This window comes from Haemophilus haemolyticus (genome assembly GCF_003493685.1).
In the GTDB taxonomy this organism is placed as follows: domain Bacteria; phylum Pseudomonadota; class Gammaproteobacteria; order Enterobacterales; family Pasteurellaceae; genus Haemophilus; species Haemophilus haemolyticus_O.
On the sequence record NZ_QQJW01000003.1, the window covers coordinates 65,526 to 82,146 of the forward strand.

The 16,621-nt window shown below is 38.5% G+C and carries 17 protein-coding genes; 10 read left to right on the forward strand and 7 right to left on the reverse strand.

What is annotated here, in order from left to right; all coding sequences use genetic code 11:
* Positions 1-10: 10 nt before the first annotated feature.
* Positions 11-1,687 (reverse strand): DNA repair protein RecN, encoded by a 1,677-nt coding sequence (recN, locus tag DV434_RS03890; RefSeq protein WP_118785055.1) that lies wholly within the window; start codon positions 1,685-1,687, stop codon positions 11-13.
* Between the two features lie 110 nt (positions 1,688-1,797).
* On the reverse strand, positions 1,798-2,688 hold the full coding sequence (locus DV434_RS03895; RefSeq protein ID WP_118785163.1) for an NAD(+) kinase: 891 nt from the start codon (positions 2,686-2,688) through the stop codon (positions 1,798-1,800).
* A gap of 100 nt (positions 2,689-2,788) precedes the next feature.
* Between DV434_RS03895 and grpE the strand changes: the two genes are divergently transcribed.
* Entirely contained in the window at positions 2,789-3,382 is a 594-nt protein-coding gene (grpE, locus tag DV434_RS03900; protein ID WP_153065683.1) for a nucleotide exchange factor GrpE, read from the forward strand.
* 12 nt (positions 3,383-3,394) lie between these two features.
* Here the strand turns inward: grpE and DV434_RS03905 are convergent, their stop codons facing one another.
* Positions 3,395-3,739 (reverse strand): nucleotidyltransferase family protein, encoded by a 345-nt coding sequence (locus DV434_RS03905; RefSeq protein WP_118785057.1) that lies wholly within the window; start codon positions 3,737-3,739, stop codon positions 3,395-3,397.
* A complete protein-coding gene (locus DV434_RS03910) occupies positions 3,732-4,172 on the reverse strand; it encodes an HI0074 family nucleotidyltransferase substrate-binding subunit (RefSeq protein ID WP_013525427.1) in 441 nt (146 codons plus the stop codon). Before DV434_RS03910 ends, DV434_RS03905 begins: the two co-directional genes overlap by 8 nt.
* Before the next feature lie 281 nt (positions 4,173-4,453).
* On the opposite strand from DV434_RS03910, the gene nrdD reads away from it, so the two are divergent.
* From nrdD to DV434_RS03925, 3 genes are all read left to right on the forward strand, one after another.
* Complete coding sequence (gene nrdD / locus DV434_RS03915) at positions 4,454-6,577, forward strand: anaerobic ribonucleoside-triphosphate reductase (protein ID WP_118811497.1); 2,124 nt, start codon at positions 4,454-4,456, stop codon at positions 6,575-6,577.
* A 117-nt stretch (positions 6,578-6,694) separates the two neighbouring features.
* Positions 6,695-7,555, forward strand: coding sequence for an acyl-CoA thioesterase II (gene tesB, locus DV434_RS03920; RefSeq protein ID WP_118811498.1), 861 nt, complete (start codon positions 6,695-6,697; stop codon positions 7,553-7,555).
* A gap of 10 nt (positions 7,556-7,565) precedes the next feature.
* On the forward strand, positions 7,566-8,432 hold the full coding sequence (locus tag DV434_RS03925; RefSeq protein ID WP_118811499.1) for a ferritin-like domain-containing protein: 867 nt from the start codon (positions 7,566-7,568) through the stop codon (positions 8,430-8,432).
* A gap of 75 nt (positions 8,433-8,507) precedes the next feature.
* Here the strand turns inward: DV434_RS03925 and cysS are convergent, their stop codons facing one another.
* Entirely contained in the window at positions 8,508-9,887 is a 1,380-nt protein-coding gene (gene cysS / locus DV434_RS03930) for a cysteine--tRNA ligase (RefSeq protein WP_118811500.1), read from the reverse strand.
* 102 nt (positions 9,888-9,989) lie between these two features.
* Here cysS and DV434_RS03935 point away from each other — a divergent pair, with 102 nt between their 5' ends.
* The 6 genes from DV434_RS03935 to DV434_RS03960 all read left to right on the forward strand — a co-directional run bounded on the left by DV434_RS03935 (position 9,990) and on the right by DV434_RS03960 (position 15,080).
* Positions 9,990-10,499, forward strand: coding sequence for a peptidylprolyl isomerase (locus tag DV434_RS03935; protein WP_005634038.1), 510 nt, complete (start codon positions 9,990-9,992; stop codon positions 10,497-10,499).
* Positions 10,500-10,552: 53 nt separating this feature from the next.
* Entirely contained in the window at positions 10,553-11,341 is a 789-nt protein-coding gene (locus tag DV434_RS03940) for a TatD family hydrolase (protein ID WP_118811501.1), read from the forward strand.
* A gap of 111 nt (positions 11,342-11,452) precedes the next feature.
* Positions 11,453-12,580 (forward strand): acyl-CoA dehydrogenase family protein, encoded by a 1,128-nt coding sequence (locus DV434_RS03945; protein ID WP_118811502.1) that lies wholly within the window; start codon positions 11,453-11,455, stop codon positions 12,578-12,580.
* Positions 12,581-12,593: 13 nt separating this feature from the next.
* Complete coding sequence (locus DV434_RS03950) at positions 12,594-13,400, forward strand: phosphate/phosphite/phosphonate ABC transporter substrate-binding protein (RefSeq protein ID WP_118775245.1); 807 nt, start codon at positions 12,594-12,596, stop codon at positions 13,398-13,400.
* 53 nt (positions 13,401-13,453) lie between these two features.
* Positions 13,454-14,623 carry a cobalamin-independent methionine synthase II family protein gene (locus DV434_RS03955; RefSeq protein WP_118785064.1) on the forward strand — a complete coding sequence of 390 codons (1,170 nt, stop codon included), beginning with the start codon at positions 13,454-13,456 and terminating at the stop codon, positions 14,621-14,623.
* Entirely contained in the window at positions 14,616-15,080 is a 465-nt protein-coding gene (locus DV434_RS03960; RefSeq protein ID WP_118775247.1) for a peroxiredoxin, read from the forward strand. The genes DV434_RS03955 and DV434_RS03960 overlap by 8 nt, the downstream gene beginning before the upstream one ends.
* Positions 15,081-15,180: 100 nt before the next feature.
* Here DV434_RS03960 and trxA read toward each other — a convergent pair whose 3' ends face one another.
* On the reverse strand, positions 15,181-15,504 hold the full coding sequence (gene trxA / locus DV434_RS03965; protein WP_005627940.1) for a thioredoxin: 324 nt from the start codon (positions 15,502-15,504) through the stop codon (positions 15,181-15,183).
* A gap of 119 nt (positions 15,505-15,623) precedes the next feature.
* Positions 15,624-16,619: a 2-hydroxyacid dehydrogenase gene (locus DV434_RS03970; RefSeq protein ID WP_114909373.1), complete on the reverse strand. Its 996-nt coding sequence runs from the start codon at positions 16,617-16,619 to the stop codon at positions 15,624-15,626.
* Positions 16,620-16,621 lie beyond the last annotated feature (2 nt).

A 16,621-nucleotide genomic window follows, 5' to 3' on the forward strand; every position in this document is an offset into this window, starting at 1 on the left:
AAATCCCATTTTAATGAACTAAATCTAACATTTCCTGAGCATTGGCTAAAGCTAATTCTGTAATTTCACTTCCGCCCAAGAGTCTTGCCAAAGCTGGTACACGTTCAGCTTGTGAAAGTGCGGTCATTTGTGTTTCAGTTTTATTATCAACAGTAAATTTTTCTACATTGAACTGATGATGGCCATGACAAGCAACCTGTGGTAAGTGAGTTACGCATAATACTTGGCAGCGTTCACTTAATTGACGTAAAAGTTTTCCAACAACACTTGCTGTTTTTCCGCTAATGCCCACGTCCACTTCATCGAAAATTAACGTTGGAATAGCCGATTGATCAGAAGTTAAAACTTGAATCGCCAAAGAAATACGAGAAAGCTCACCACCAGAGGCAATTTTAGCTAACGGTTGAGGTTGTTGACCTAAATTACTACGCAAAGTAAAAATCACATTATCTGAACCGTTTGATCCCACTTTATCTAAGTCCGTATTCAACTCTACATAAAATTCAGCATTTTCCATTGCAAGTTGTTTTATCGAGTGAGTGACATTTTGCACTAAGCGAGCTGCAGATTGCTGACGACTTGCTGTTAATGCTATAGCCGTTGATTGCATTTGTTCAAATGCGAGTTTTTCTTGCTCAATCAACATCTCTTCACTTTCAGAAAAATCTAAAAGTGCGGTTAATTCTGCTTTTAATTTTTTGTGATGTTCCACAAGATCTTCAGGTTTAACTTGATGTTTACGAGCAAGTTGTAAAGCCTGACTAATTCTCTGTTCAATTTCCTGTAAAAGTTGAGGATCTTGCTCGATATTACTCGATAAATTTCGCACTTCACTGGTTGCTTCTTGCACTTGAATCAACGCATCATTCAACATACTTTGAACTTCAGCATATTGCGGATCAAGTTCAGCTAATTCATCAATATATTGTGTCGCACGATAAAGCAAGTTATCGATATTTACCGTGTCATTTTCACTTAAAATTTGCAAGGCTGATTGAGAAAGTTGGGTTAGCTGTTCGCTGCTAGATAAACGACGTTGTTCATCTTCTAATTCCAAATATTCATTTGGTCGAAGGTTAAATTCATCTAACTCATCCACTTGATACTGTAAAAGTTGTTTACGTGCTTCATTTTCTGCCACTTTTTGTTGAAAGGTTTTAACTTGATTTTGAAGATTTTTCCATGCCAGATAATCTTCACGCATTTTCACAAGTAATTCAGGATGAGCGGCAAAATTATCAACTAACTGAAGCTGATAGTCATTTTTTAGCAATAATTGGGAAGCGTGCTGCCCATTAATATGAACAAGATATTGACCAATTTCTTTTAATTGAGACGCGGATACAGGAGTACTATTAATAAAAGCTTTAGAACGTCCGTCTGCATTAATCACACGACGCAAAATACACTCAGTGGGATTATCTGAATCTTGCAATTCTTGCTCATTCAACCATTGATAAGCAGGATTATGCGATTCTAGTTGGAAAGTTGCACAAATTTCTGCACGCTCTTGCCCTTCTCGTACCATTGAGGTTTCTACTCTTTGTCCGAAACATAAACCTAAAGCATCAATGGCGATAGATTTACCTGCCCCAGTTTCCCCAGTAATAACAGACATTCCTTTCGCCAATTCGATATCAAGCTGGCGAACAATCGCAAAATTATTGATAGTAAGTTGAGTAAGCATAGCAAAATCCTTTAACTGTATATCAATCATATTACAACTGATTTAATTTACAGTAAAGGATTTTTTCACAGTATTTTACTGATACATTTCCACTAGGCTTTTTATAAAAATCAAAATGATTTCAACCAACCTAATTTGGTACTTAATACATTGTAATAATTATAATTTTTTAGATGAAGCAATCGAAGTTTATGCTCACTTTTTTGAATATGCACCACGTCATCAGGCGTAAAAGGTAAGGCTATTTGACTATCACAGCCCACCTCCAATTGAGATGTATTATGTTCAGCAAAACGAATCGATATTTTGCTATCACCATCAATAACAAGAGGACGAGAAGTTAATGTATGTGGAAACATTGGCACTAATGCAATGGCATTAAGGTTTGGTGTCAAAATCGGGCCACCAGCGGAAAGAGAATAAGCTGTAGAACCTGTCGGAGTAGAAACAATTAATCCATCAGAACGTTGCGAAAAAGCAAACTTATCATTGATATATACATGAAAATCGATCATATGTGCAATTTTTGCAGGGTGGATAACCGCCTCATTCACTGCATTACCTGTCGATACAATTTCACCTGCACGCTCAATTTTTGCTTCCAATAAAAAACGTTCTTCCACAAAGAATTCACCGCGTTCTAAACAAGCTTCTAGTTGAGCATAGGCGTTTTTCGGGTCAATATCTGTTAAAAATCCCAAATTACCGCGGTTAATACCAATCAATGGAATATCATATTTTGCTAATACGCGAGCACGCCCCAACATATTGCCATCCCCACCAATCACAATAACCAACTGTGCTTGGCAACCAATTTCCTCAAGTGTTGCAAGATTTTCTGCAGGAAGCCCCAGTTTTTCAGCAACATCTTTTTCCATCATTACTTGATAGCCGCGTTCCGTTAACCAATGAAACAAATTTTTGTGCATTTGTAGATTAATGTCATTTCTAGGTTTTCCTACAAGCCCAATAGTTTTAAAGGAACGATATAAATTATTCATAAAATAAACCGCACTTGAATTTAACATTTTCGTCATTATATAGTTTTTTGTTAGACTATAGCTAACGACTATGGCGAATTTTGTATTTACGGAGAAAAAAATGTCAGAACAAGAACAAAAAGTTGAAACCCCAGAAGTAGAAAAAGAAGAAGCGGTTGTGGAAAAAACACAACAAACAGAGCCTTCTCAAGAACTTGATCCTTTAGAAGAAGCAATTTCCCGAGTGCAAGAACTTGAAGAGCAGCTAAAAACTCAAATAGAAGAAGCGGCAAACAAAGAACAGGATATTTTACTTCGCTCTCGTGCTGAAATTGAAAACCTTCGTCGTCGTACTGAACAAGACGTAGAAAAAGCACATAAATTCGCATTGGAAAAATTCTCAAAAGACATTTTGAATACTATCGATAACCTAGAACGTGCCCTAGCCACTCCAGCAAATAAAGAAGATGAAAGTGTAAAAGCCTTATTTGACGGTGTTGAACTCACTTTAAAAGAATTAGTTTCAACCGTTGGTCGTTTTGGCGTGGAAGCTGTGGGAGTTGTCGGTGAAGCATTTAATCCTGACTTACATCAAGCCATTTCAATGCAACCCGCTGAGGGCTTTGAAACCAATCAAATTAGCGTCGTATTGCAAAAAGGCTACACCTTAAATGGTCGAGTCATTCGCCCAGCGATGGTAATGGTGGCGGCTTAATTTATATTTTGTCTAAAGAACGGTCGGTTTTTCGGCCGTTTTTTCTTTTTCCTGAATAACAACATAAACTTTTCGGATAATTTCCCTAAAATCCTCGCTCGTTGTAGCCCAATCAACAAGATCCACTCGCCACGGTAAATCTGATTCAGAAAAAGCTTCTTTTAATCTGTCACGAGCTAAAAAATCTAAAGGTTCCTCAGAGATAATCGCAAGGTCAAGATCGGAATATTTTTTTGCTTTTCCCTTTACACGAGAACCGAAAGCCCACACGGTATAATCAGGTACTAATTGTTGTAAAATAGTTTTCACAATCGCCAATTCTTCAGATTTTATATCAAACTGTGCAAAACTAGTCATATTGATTTCTCTGACGTAATTGCTCCAATAGGAAGCGACTTTCTATTAAAAAATCATCAATTTGTGCATAAACAGCCATGGCTTTTTCCTGATCATACGTATGTGATGTAATATTACGCATATCACGATAAGCAACCCATTTTGACATATCTTCAATCAAACCAAATCTCAATGCTTCTCGCAAAATATCCTTAAATCCATAAGCCCCAATGTCATCGGTATTAATTGCATCTTGTTGAAGTTGGCGTTTCATCATTTTTAAACTTAACTCATAAACAAATTCAAATTTCTGAATTGCACCTGCAATTAAGGTATCTTGTACAATAGAGGGTTGCATATCAAACCAATTTCTGTCTGAAATTTGTACTACGGTTTGCTCTAACGAATAAAATGCAGCGTCTAATACATTTAAATTTAGCTTATCAGTCATCATTTTTACCTCTGTTAAATACTCATCTATTTTACCATAGACTATTTTTTCTCAAAACCTATAACCCCAAAAGTAAACATTGTAATATTGATCACAAAATCAAAAAATATTTGAGAAAAGTTCTCAACAACTTAATGTGATATTTTTCTAATAAAATCAATCTTTAACAAAATTCTTTTGCAATAAAACGCCTAAAAACACTACATATTGTGTGTTGATTATCTTTTTAGATCTATATATAGTGCATCCCGCATTTCAAAAACACTATATATTGGAGCTATATCATGAGTAACTTTGGGGTCATCAAGCGCGATGGTTCTCGTGCGGAGTTTGAGATTCAACGTATTATCAATGCCATTAAAAAAGCCGCAAGTGCGGTCAATATTTCCGATGAATTTTATTGCCACCAAATTGGGCAAGAAGTAGGAAATGAGATTTTCACCCATCATCAAGGCGAGATTGATATTAATCAGATTCAAAAAATCGTTGAAGATAAATTGATGGCAAGTCGTTATCCTGAGGTTGCTCGTGCGTATATCGAATATCGTCATGATCGTGATTTAGCGCGAGAAAAACGTAGCCAGCTAACAAAAGAAATTGAAGGTTTGATTGAACAAAGCAACGTAGAATTACTTAACGAAAACGCCAATAAAGACGCGAAAGTGATTCCAACGCAACGAGATTTGCTCGCTGGAATTGTGGCAAAACATTATGCCAAGCACCATATTCTTCCACGCGATGTGGTAGAGGCTCACGAAAAAGGTGAAATTCATTATCACGATTTAGATTACGCGCCGTTCTTTCCAATGTTTAACTGTATGTTAGTTGATTTAGAAGGGATGCTTTCTCGTGGTTTCAAAATGGGCAATGCGGAAATCGAACCCCCTAAATCTATCGGCACCGCAACGGCAGTGACAGCACAAATTATCGCCCAAGTTGCCAGCCATATTTACGGTGGCACAACCATTAATCGTATTGATGAAGTGCTTTCCCCTTATGTGCAAATCAGTTACGAAAAACACCTCAAACATGCCCAAGAATGGAATGTGCATGATGTTGAAGGTTATGCAAAAGCATTGATTGAAAAAGAGTGTTTCGATGCCTTCCAATCTTTAGAATATGAAGTAAATACATTGCACACTTCAAACGGACAAACACCATTTGTGACCTTTGGTTTTGGTTTAGGTACAAGCTGGCAATCCCGTTTAATTCAGCAAGCTATTTTGAAAAACCGGATTCGTGGACTCGGAAAAAATCATAAAACGCCAGTCTTTCCAAAACTTGTTTTCACCATTAAAAAAGGCTTGAACCAAACTCAAGGCGATCCGAATTACGATATTAAACAACTTGCATTGGAATGTGCATCAAAACGTATGTATCCAGATATTCTCAATTACGATCAGGTTGTCAAAGTCACAGGCTCTTTTAAAGCCCCTATGGGATGCCGTAGCTTTTTAGGTGCATACGAAGAAAACGGCCACGAAATTCACGATGGGCGTAATAATCTTGGCGTGGTGAGTTTGAATTTACCGCGTATCGCGTTGGAGTCTAAAAACGAAGAAGATTTCTACCGCACTTTAGATGAACGTTTGGCTATTGCGAAAAAAGCATTAATGACGCGTATTGCCCGCCTTAAGAATACCAAAGCTCGCGTTGCTCCCATTCTTTATATGGAAGGCGCATGCGGAGTGCGGTTAAAAGCGGATGAAAATGTGGCACAAATTTTCAAAAATGGGCGCGCCTCTATTTCACTTGGCTATATCGGTATTCACGAAACCATTAATGCGCTGTATAACAAAGGGCATATTTTTGATGATGAACAATTACGCGAAAAAGGCATTGCGATTGTTCGCCACCTTAGCGAGGCAGTTAAACGCTGGCAAAAAGAAACAGGCTATGCCTTCAGCCTTTACTCCACGCCAAGCGAAAACTTATGCGACCGATTCTGCCGTCTAGACACCAAAAAATTTGGCGTGATTGAAGGCGTCACGGATAAGGGCTACTACACAAATAGTTACCACTTAGATGTAGAAAAGAAAGTGAATCCTTACGACAAACTGGATTTCGAAATGGCATATCCCCCACTCGCCAGCGGCGGTTTTATTTGCTACGGAGAATATCCAAATATTCAACACAACTTAAAAGCATTGGAAGATGTGTGGGATTATAGCTACGATCGCGTGCCTTACTACGGCACAAACACACCGATTGACGAATGTTATGAATGTGGTTTCACCGGCGAATTTGAATGTACCAGCAAAGGTTTTGTTTGCCCAAAATGTGGCAATCACGACAGCACAAAAGTGTCTGTCACTCGTCGCGTATGTGGCTATCTAGGTAGCCCTGATGCCCGCCCATTTAATGCAGGAAAACAAGAAGAAGTGAAGAGAAGAGTTAAACACCTTTGATTAACACGATAGCAAAAGCACGCATTTTTTAATGCGTGCTTTTTGTTTCCAACTTTGGCATTCCCCAAAATCTCCGCTAAAATAACCGCACTTTTTCTTATCCTCAAGGAAAGCAATATGTCAAATATTCTCAATAACCTCATTCATCTTCTTAAACTTGAAAAAATTGATGATTTAATCTTTCGTGGTGAAAGCCAAGATTTGGGTTTTCGTCAAGTATTTGGTGGGCAAGTTGTAGCTCAAGCATTATCAGCGGCAATGCAGGTGGCGCCAGAAGATCGCATTTTACATTCTTGTCATGCCTATTTTCTTGCTCCAGGAGACAGCCAATATCCGATTATTTACGATGTGGAAACCTTGCGTGAAGGGCGTAACTTTTCTGCATTACGCGTAAAAGCCATTCAACATAAAAATACCATTTGTCATGTAACAGCTTCTTTCCAAGTGCCGGAAAAAGGTTTTGAACATCAAAATACGATGCCAAATGTTGGCGCGCCTGAAGACTTTACGGATGAAAATGTAATGCTACAAAAAGTGGCTCAAACTTTGCCAGAACCACTCAATGAAAAATTTGCCGCAGAGCGTCCATTTGAGGTAAGAACCAAATATTTGAATAACCCATTTAATGGGACAAAATTGCCAGCCGAGCAATATTCTTGGTTTAAAACCAATGGTGAAACACCGCTTGATATAAAAATTCAGCAATGTTTATTGGCTTATTTTTCCGATTTTCACTGTATTTTGACCGCTCTTCATCCGCACGAAAAAGGCTTTTTACAAAAAGGAATGAAAGTCGCAACCATTGATCATAGTATTTGGTTCCATCGTCCGTTTGATTTAAATCACTGGCATTTGCACGCAATTGAAAGCAATAATGCCTTTAGAGGCCGTGGCTTAGCACGAGGGCAAATTTTCTCGCAAGATGGTCAATTAATCGCGACAACACAACAAGAAGGCTTGATCCGTTTTAACGAATAAGAGAGAAAAAATGACCGCACTTATTACACAATTTTGGCAACAAGTTGAAACCGCACTAAAAACAGCGAATCCACAAGAAAAATGCAGTTTAGTCAATGATCTCTACGATAATCTTCTGCCACAAATTCAGTTGATTAAATTAGAAGATTTTCCTGAAGTCGTGCCGCAAGATAATATTGCTGCTTTTCCTGAAAAACCGCTCTTAGTTGCACCGAAAGATGTACCAAAACGTTCTTTTGCTACAGAAGAAGGCTATGCTGCCACATTGCACGCTATCGCACATATTGAGTTTAATGCGATTAATTTAGGCTTAGATGCGGCTTGGCGCTTCGGGCGTAATGCACAAGAAGAACTTGGCGAAGGCTTGGCTTTTGTGAAAGATTGGCTGCGTGTCGCTCGTGAAGAAAGCACGCATTTTTCCTTAGTCAATGAACATTTGAAAACATTGGGTTATCAATATGGTGATTTTGAAGCTCATGCTGGATTATGGGAAATGGCGCAAGCCACCGCTCACGATATTTGGGAACGAATGGCGTTAGTTCCTCGTGTATTAGAAGCGCGGGGTCTCGATGCAACACCTGTTCTGCAAGAAAAAATCGCACAGCGTAAAGATTTTGCCGCAGTGAACATATTGGATATTATTTTGCGTGATGAAATTGGCCATGTGTATATCGGCAATCATTGGTATCACGCCCTTTCTAAAAAACGTGGTTTGGATGCGATGAAATGCTTTACTGAACTGTTACACAAATACCGTATTGTAATTTTTAAAGGTGTCATTAATACCGATGCTCGTATTCAAGCGGGTTTCACGCAGCATGAATTAGATTGGATTTATGAAGTGGAACAAACATTAAAATCCTATATTAAGAAATGATGAAAAAATAAAAAGACTAAGTTCTATTACATTCTGAACTTAGTCTTTTTAATGGAATTGATTTAACGTTTAAATTTATTGCTTACGCCAAGTTGTTCCATTCGCCCCATCTTCTAATACGATGCCCATAGCGGTGAGCTCATTACGCGCTGCATCCGCAGCAGCCCAATCTTTAGCTGCACGAGCTTCGTTGCGTTGTTTAATCAGTGCTTCAATTTTTGCCACTTCATCATCGTCAGAACTTGCTTGTAAGAATTTCTCTGGTTTTTGTTGAAGTAATCCTAAAATCGCACCCAATTCACGCAAACGCGCGGCAAGTCCATTGGCTTTCTCAACATCTTCTGTCTTTAATTTGTTAATTTCACGCGCCATTTCGAATAAAACAGAAAGTGCATTTGGCGTATTAAAATCATCATCCATTGCTTCACGGAAGGCTTCCACAAAATTTTCTCCGCCAAAAGCAACCGCACTTTGATCCGTTCCGCGTAAAGCCGTGTATAAACGTTCCAACGCACCTTGCGCTAAATTCAAGTTTTCTTCACTGTAATTGAGCTGGCTACGATAATGTGCCGTTAATAAGAAATAACGTACCGCCTCTGCATTGTAGTGATTTAATACATCACGAATTGTGAAGAAATTGCCTAGGGATTTCGACATTTTTTCTTTATCCACCATGATCATGCCAGAATGGATCCAATAATTCACATATTGGCCGCCATGTGCACAGCAAGATTGTGCAATTTCATTTTCGTGATGAGGGAACATTAAATCAGAGCCACCACCGTGAATATCAAAATGCTCGCCAAGCTGTTTGCAGTTCATTGCAGAACATTCAATGTGCCAACCCGGACGACCTGAGCCCCAAGGGGAAGACCAACTTGGCTCGTTTTCTTTCGACATTTTCCAAAGCACGAAATCCATTGGATTTTTCTTGATTTCATTGATTTCAATACGTGCACCAGCTTGTAATTGCTCAAGATCTTGACGAGATAATTTGCCGTATTCTTTAAAGCTTTCCACATCAAACATCACATCGCCATTATCCGCAACATAAGCATGTCCGCGTTTAATTAATTTTTCCACAATTTCAATAATTTCTGGAATATGATGGGTCGCGCGAGGTTCAAAATCAGGGCGTAATACATTAAGTGCATCAAAATCTTTATACATTTCTTGCACCATGCGATCCACTAACTGATCGCAGGTTTCTTTGTTTTCTAACGCACGTTTAATAATTTTGTCATCTACGTCCGTAATATTGCGCACATAAGTTAAATCGTAACCCAAAGAACGTAAATAACGGGCAATCACATCAAAACACACAAAAGTGCGTCCATGACCGATATGGCATAAATCATAAACAGTGACGCCACAAACATACATTCCCACTTTATTTTCGTGGATAGGTTTAAAGATTTCTTTTTCTCTCGTTAAGGTATTGAAAATTTTTAGCATTTTTAAGCTCGTAAAATGAAATAAAAACAAATCGCACTTTTATAGCACTTTTACCTCGATTGTGGAATAATACGACCCTTAATTTTTCAGAAGGAAAACAAAATGGTTACGTTACACACAAACTTTGGCGACATTAAAATTAAATTGGATTTTGATAAAGCTCCAGTTACAGCAGAAAACTTCTTAAATTACTGCAAAGACGGTTTTTATAATAACACAATTTTTCACCGTGTTATTGATGGCTTTATGATTCAAGGCGGCGGTATGGAAAGCGGTATGCGCGAAAAAGCAACTAAAGCCCCCATCCAAAATGAAGCGAACAATCGTTTAAGTAACAAACGTGGAACCATTGCAATGGCTCGCACTTCAGATCCACATTCAGCGACAGCACAATTTTTCATTAACGTGGCAGACAATGATTTCTTAAATTATCGTTCAAAAGAAATGTTTGGTCGCGAAGTCGTTCAAGAATGGGGCTATGCAGTATTTGGTGAAGTAGTTGAAGGTATGGATGTTGTTGATAAAATCAAAAAAGTGAAGACAGGCAACAAAGGCTTTCATCAAGATGTTCCAACTGAAGATGTGGTTATTACATCAGTTTCAGTAGAATAATGGTGAATGGCGGATGAATTCCGCCATTTTTATCGACCTAAAGGAAAATGCTCATGCCTTTCTTTGACACTCACACGCATCTCGATTATCTCCAACAATTTACTGGGGAGCCGTTGTCACAGCTTATTGATAATGCTAAGCAAGCCGATGTGCAAAAAATACTGATTGTGGCGGTGAAAGAAGCTGATTTTAAAACAATCCAAAATATGACCGCACTTTTTCCTGATAATTTGCGCTATGGGCTTGGGCTCCATCCTCTTTATATTAAAGAACACGCCGAAAATGATTTAATTCTGTTAGAACAAGCCTTAAAAAATCGTGATGCAAATTGCACGGCGGTGGCAGAAATTGGTTTGGAACGCGCGATTCCTGATTTGCTTACTGATGAACTTTGGGCAAAACAAAGTCATTTTTTTGAAAGCCAACTTTATTTTGCAAAGCAATTTAATTTACCCGTCAATATTCACAGTCGAAAAACCCATGATCAAATTTTTACTTTTTTAAAACGTATTCCATTATCTAAACTTGGCGTGATACACGGTTTTTCAGGCAGCTACGATCAAGCAAAACGCTTTGTTGATTTAGGCTATAAAATCGGGGTTGGCGGCACTATCACTTATGAACGCGCCAATAAAACTCGTCAAGCGATTGCAAAACTACCACTTGATGCCTTAGTGTTGGAAACAGATAGTCCAGATATGCCTGTATTTGGTTTTCAAGGCCAACCTAATCGACCAGAGCGTATTGTGGAAAGTTTTAAAGCCCTTTGCGCCTTAAGAAATGAACCTGCGGAATTGATTAAAAAAGTCACATGGGAAAATGCTTGCCAGATTTTTTCTTGATCCACGTCACATTACTGAAATTATTTTGAATTAAATACTAGAAAAAAGAAACTGAGCATAATAATATCCGCCTTGTAGAAAGTTTTTCTCAACACACAATAAGGATATATTATGTCGCAAATCTATACTCAGGTGAGAAAGTTAGCGGAACAGTTTATTGAGCCTTACGCCGACGAACTCGATCAAAAAAAAGAATTTCCTGTTCAGGCATTTAAGGAATTAGGTAAAGCTGGTTGGTTTTCACTTTTAATTCCAAAAGAATACGGCGGAATGGGATTAACCCTAAAAGAACACGCTGAAGTCTGTATGGCGTTAGCTGAAAGTTCAGCCTCTGCTGGTCTCTGTTACATGATGAGTAACGTTGCAGTGAATTGTTTAAATCTATTCGGCAGCGATCAACTCAAACAAAAAATCTTTTCTGATATTGTTCAAAATCAAACCTTTGCCGCACTCGCCTATAGTGAATTAGGCACGGGTACTCACTTCTATATTACCGATGCAACTGCACAATTTAATGCTGAACATGCAGTATTCAATGGCTTAAAATCCATGGTGACATCGGGCAATTATGCTTCTTATTATTTAGCGCTTTTGCCTTCTGAAAATGGTGAAACTATTGATAACTGGGTGCTTCCACTTGGTAATCAAGGCTTAACTTTTGAAGCTGATAGCTGGAATGGCTTAGGTATGCGTAGCAATGTTTCTTGCTTTATGCGCATGACCGATATGCCATTAGATCGTAGCTGGCGTATTGGCGAAGTTGGCGCAGGCGCAGAACAAGTATTTGGAGGCATTGCACCAGCCTTTATTTGTGGCTTGGCTGCTGTCTATAGCGGCGTATGTAAAGCCGTGCTTACTGAGGCAATTAAACATTCAACACACCGTAAATACACATCTGGCACTGCATTAGCAGAAATCGAAACCGTGCAAATTCACTTAGCTAAAATTTATGCAAATACGAATGCGGCTATATGTGCTACGCAAGATGCGGCTCGTGCAGCCACAGAAGGTGATGCAGATGCATTAGCTAAATTATTAGCCGCCCGAATTCTCGCGAGCGAAAATGCGATTACTCTTGCACAAATTGGTATGCGTATTGGCGGTGGCAAGGCTTATAACAAAATAGGGCCAATGGAACGCTATTTACGCGATGCATTAGCAAGCCAAGTGATGGCGCCAAGTGTCGATGTGCTAAATATTTGGTTAGGTAAAGCCATTACAGGTCAACAAATTCCATAAAGTGCGGTGAAAAATGAGTGAGAAATTAAAAATTGGGGCGGTAATCTACGCCCCACAAGTGACGGTTATTTGGGGAATTATTGCAGACTTTTTTGAAAAAGAAGGCTTTCCTATTGAGCCCGTGTATTTCAAAGACTATAAAGGGCAAGTTGATGCGTTACTCAATAATGAAATTGATGTCGCGTGGAACTCTCCCCTAGCTTGGCTAGATGGTTATTTACGTAGTGGGGGGAAAACCTTAAATGGTGCAATGCGTGATACCGACCAAGATCGTCAAAGCTATTTAGTTGTTAATGATCCAACTATCCAATCAATTGAAGATTTAAAAAATAAAACTATAGCTTTTGGTGCGATTGATTCCCCACAAGCGCGGTTAATTCCAATCGAGTTTTTACATCAACATGGCTTGGAATTTGGTCAAGATTATGTAGAAAAACGCTTTGATGTGGGTGTTGGTTTGCATGGCGATCATGTAGGCGGTGAATTAGATGCAGCCAATGCATTAAAAGATCGTCAAGTCTCGGCAACATGGATGTTAGATTTCAATTTTGAACGTTGGACAAAAGATGGCACACTCGATCCTGCAACAGTTCGAGTACTCGCAAAAACACCATCATTTGACCATTGTATTTTTAGTGGACGCGTGGGATTAGATGAAACCAAATTCAATGCATTCACCGAAACCTTATTCAAAATGGATTACAACAATCCAGAACATAAAGAAATGATGGATTTGGAAGGATTAAAACGTTGGGTTGCGGGCAGAACAAAAGGTTTTGCTCAATTACAAGCTGCCAATGAATATTTAAAATTCTTTTAAGATCAATATGTCATGATGGGCGCGTGATAAACGCCCATCATTGTGGATTTTCTATGAAACCTTTCACAACTTCCCTTTTAGGCTCAATGCCTCGTAGCCAAACACTTTTGATGGTGCGTAAAAAGCACGCACTAGGCAAAATAACCACTACAGAGCTTGAGCAAATCGTTGTTCAAGAAACGAAGCAAATTGTCGAAATTCAACAACGCACTGGCATTGATATCATCACTAGCGGCGAATTACTTCGCGACAATTACCTTTCTTTTATTGCACAAAAAATTCAAGGCGCGACCTTAATGAGCATGAGTGAAATGCTCGATCACATTAAAGAAAAGCAAATTTTTGAGTCAATGCTAGAAACCTTGGATGTTCCCGCACTTTCCATAAAAAATGCTATTTGCGTAGGAAAAATCAGCTACAAACAATCTTTAGTCGCAGATGAAATGTTGCTACTGAAAAATCTAACTAAGCAGCCAATTAAAGCAACCTTGCCTGGGCCTTACTTAATGGCTCGCTCCATGTGGCTTTCGCCTGTGTCAGGTCAACATTATTCATCAAAAGAAGAAATGGCAAAAGATGTTGTTGCTATCTTAAAGCAAGAAATTGATCATTTATGTGAGCTAGGCGTAAGTGTTGTTCAATTTGATGAGCCTGTTTTGACAGAAGTTATTTTTAGCCATCATCAAACACGTTCATTTATGTGTGCGGCGTTAAGCGAAAAACAAGATTTTGCTGCGGAACTACAGTTTGCGAAAAGTTTAATTACTCAAATCTTTGAGTATGCAAGAAATAAAAATATCAAAACCGCACTACATGTATGCCGTGGCAACTGGAGCAAAGATGAAAACGTATTACTGCGAGGGCCTTATACATCATTAGTGGATTTATTTGAATCGGCATTACCTGATATTTTAATGCTCGAATTTTCTACGCCAAGAGCGGGAGAATTAAGTTCGTTATTAGAAAGTGAAATCTTAAGACAAAAATGCATTTTAGGCTTAGGCGTCATCAATCCTCGTTCTGATGAAGTGGAAACCGTAGATCAGATTGTTCAGCGCGCAGAAAAAGCCTTAAATTACCTTCCACCAGAGCAAATCTGGCTAAATCCAGATTGTGGATTTGCCACTTTTTCTAACCGCCCTTTAAATGCTTTTGACATTATTGAAGCCAAACTTAATGTATTAAATGAAGCAAAATCAATATTGAGGGAACGTTATGTATAACGTACCTGAAAGTGAACGTTTTACAGCAAAATATCGAGCCGTATTACGCGGAGAAGAAATTAAATTATTCACCCCGAATGACAGCATTTCTCTCTATTCACAAGTCAATTTCGATAACCAATCGTTACAAAAAAGTGCGGTAGATTATTTTGCTGTTTCTATTTTAGGTGGCATTTTGAGCAGTGTAAAAGCCCATTTTGCTCAACAACGTGCCGATATTGTAGAAATGGAAGGAAAAATTTGGCTCAACCTCGCCAATCCTTTAACCTTACTGGGCGTTCTCGGCTATAGTGAGCAACCTGTCATTAATGACGGCAAAATTAAAATTTTTATTTCATCAGATTTAACCGATGATATCTTCACACAACTCACACAAAACGCATTACGCTGTTGTTTTATTTACAACACGATAATCAAAGCCTTTCCTTTAAATATAGAATTTGAGCAAGTACTTTGATTCTCATCAGGTCGTTCATCAAAATTTTAGACAAAAAAATTGCCCCATTAAGGGGCAATCTTATCAATGCTCTAAAGTTACTTATAGCTTTAAGCAACGATTAAATATGTTGGTTAATGAAGTTAGCCAATTGAGTTTTTGGTAATGCACCAACTTGAGTTGCAACAACTTGACCATTTTTAATCAATAATAATGTTGGGATACTACGAACACCAAATTGTGCTGGCGTTGCTTGGTTATCATCCACATTCATTTTCACGATTTTAACTTTACCCGCAAATTCAGGTGCAAGTTCATCTAACACTGGTGCAATCATTTTGCAAGGACCACACCAAGGTGCCCAAAAGTCTAATAAAACGGGGATATCTGAATTAACTACAACACTTTCAAAATCTGCGTCATTAATGTGTAATACTTCGCTCATTTTGTTTTCCTTATTTTGTGAATGGAATCCCTATATAAGGGCTTTTTTTAAACTTACAAGTGCGGTGCAGAATAACACCGTTTTAAAAAATGTAAACTAATCGTTTTAATTGCCAAAAGCTAAGACGGCAAAACAATATTTTCACACACTTTGCCCGATTTCAATTTATAAACATTTGATAAAGTCACATCCGCAATATTGGTTAGTGCTTCTTCGGTTAAAAATGCTTGGTGGCCTGTTAGCAATACATTATGGCAAGAAGATAAACGGCGGAAAATATCATCTTGAATCACTTCGTTAGACTTATCTTCAAAGAACAAATCACGTTCATTCTCATACACATCCATACCTAACGCCCCGATTTTGCGCTGTTTTAACGCATCAATTGCAGCTTGAGTATCAATCAAAGAACCGCGACTCGTATTAACGATCATCACGCCATCTTTCATTTTGGCAAAAGCCTCGCGATTTAATAAATGATAGTTTTCTGGCGTTGCTGGGCAATGAAGCGTAATCACATGAGATTTAGCATAAAGCTCATCTAATTCAACATATTGTCCACCAAGATCTTCCACCACTGGATTTTTGAAAGGATCGTACGCCAAGATATTCATGCCAAAACCTTTCAAAATGCGCATCACTGCAATCCCAATTTTACCTGTTCCGATCACCCCGACCGTGCGTCCGTGCATATTGAACCCAATTAATCCCTCAAGAGAGAAGTTCGCTTCTCGGGTACGCTGATAAGCACGATGAATTCGACGGTTCAGTGTCATCATCAAACCAATGGTATGTTCTGCCACTGCTTCAGGCGAATAAGCGGGAACCCGTACAACTTGAATGCCCAATTCTTGAGCGGCTTTTAAATCAACATTATTGAAACCTGCACAGCGCAAAGCCACGATTTTCACGCCAAGTGCGGCTAATTTTTCTAATACTTTTCGGCTACCATTATCATTCACGAAAATGCATACTACTTCGCAATGTTCTGCTAAACGTGCAGTGCTCTCGTTCAGCATAAAATCAAAAAATTCTAAATCGAAATTATATTTTGCGTTAATGAGCTCAATATATTTTCGGTCATAGCTTTTAGTGCTATAGATTGCAATTTTCATGG

Coding starts and splice junctions, on each gene's coding strand:
- cysS (WP_118811500.1), bottom strand. CDS start 9,887: ATGCTAAAAATTTTCAATACCTTAACGAGAGAAAAAGAAATCTTTAAA.
- DV434_RS03960 (WP_118775247.1), top strand. CDS start 14,616: ATGTATAACGTACCTGAAAGTGAACGTTTTACAGCAAAATATCGAGCC.
- grpE (WP_153065683.1), top strand. CDS start 2,789: ATGTCAGAACAAGAACAAAAAGTTGAAACCCCAGAAGTAGAAAAAGAA.
- trxA (WP_005627940.1), bottom strand. CDS start 15,504: ATGAGCGAAGTATTACACATTAATGACGCAGATTTTGAAAGTGTTGTA.
- DV434_RS03940 (WP_118811501.1), top strand. CDS start 10,553: ATGCCTTTCTTTGACACTCACACGCATCTCGATTATCTCCAACAATTT.
- DV434_RS03955 (WP_118785064.1), top strand. CDS start 13,454: ATGAAACCTTTCACAACTTCCCTTTTAGGCTCAATGCCTCGTAGCCAA.
- DV434_RS03905 (WP_118785057.1), bottom strand. CDS start 3,739: ATGACTAGTTTTGCACAGTTTGATATAAAATCTGAAGAATTGGCGATT.
- DV434_RS03935 (WP_005634038.1), top strand. CDS start 9,990: ATGGTTACGTTACACACAAACTTTGGCGACATTAAAATTAAATTGGAT.
- DV434_RS03895 (WP_118785163.1), bottom strand. CDS start 2,688: ATGAATAATTTATATCGTTCCTTTAAAACTATTGGGCTTGTAGGAAAA.
- tesB (WP_118811498.1), top strand. CDS start 6,695: ATGTCAAATATTCTCAATAACCTCATTCATCTTCTTAAACTTGAAAAA.
- nrdD (WP_118811497.1), top strand. CDS start 4,454: ATGAGTAACTTTGGGGTCATCAAGCGCGATGGTTCTCGTGCGGAGTTT.
- DV434_RS03945 (WP_118811502.1), top strand. CDS start 11,453: ATGTCGCAAATCTATACTCAGGTGAGAAAGTTAGCGGAACAGTTTATT.
- DV434_RS03970 (WP_114909373.1), bottom strand. CDS start 16,619: ATGAAAATTGCAATCTATAGCACTAAAAGCTATGACCGAAAATATATT.
- recN (WP_118785055.1), bottom strand. CDS start 1,687: ATGCTTACTCAACTTACTATCAATAATTTTGCGATTGTTCGCCAGCTT.
- DV434_RS03910 (WP_013525427.1), bottom strand. CDS start 4,172: ATGATGACTGATAAGCTAAATTTAAATGTATTAGACGCTGCATTTTAT.
- DV434_RS03950 (WP_118775245.1), top strand. CDS start 12,594: ATGAGTGAGAAATTAAAAATTGGGGCGGTAATCTACGCCCCACAAGTG.
- DV434_RS03925 (WP_118811499.1), top strand. CDS start 7,566: ATGACCGCACTTATTACACAATTTTGGCAACAAGTTGAAACCGCACTA.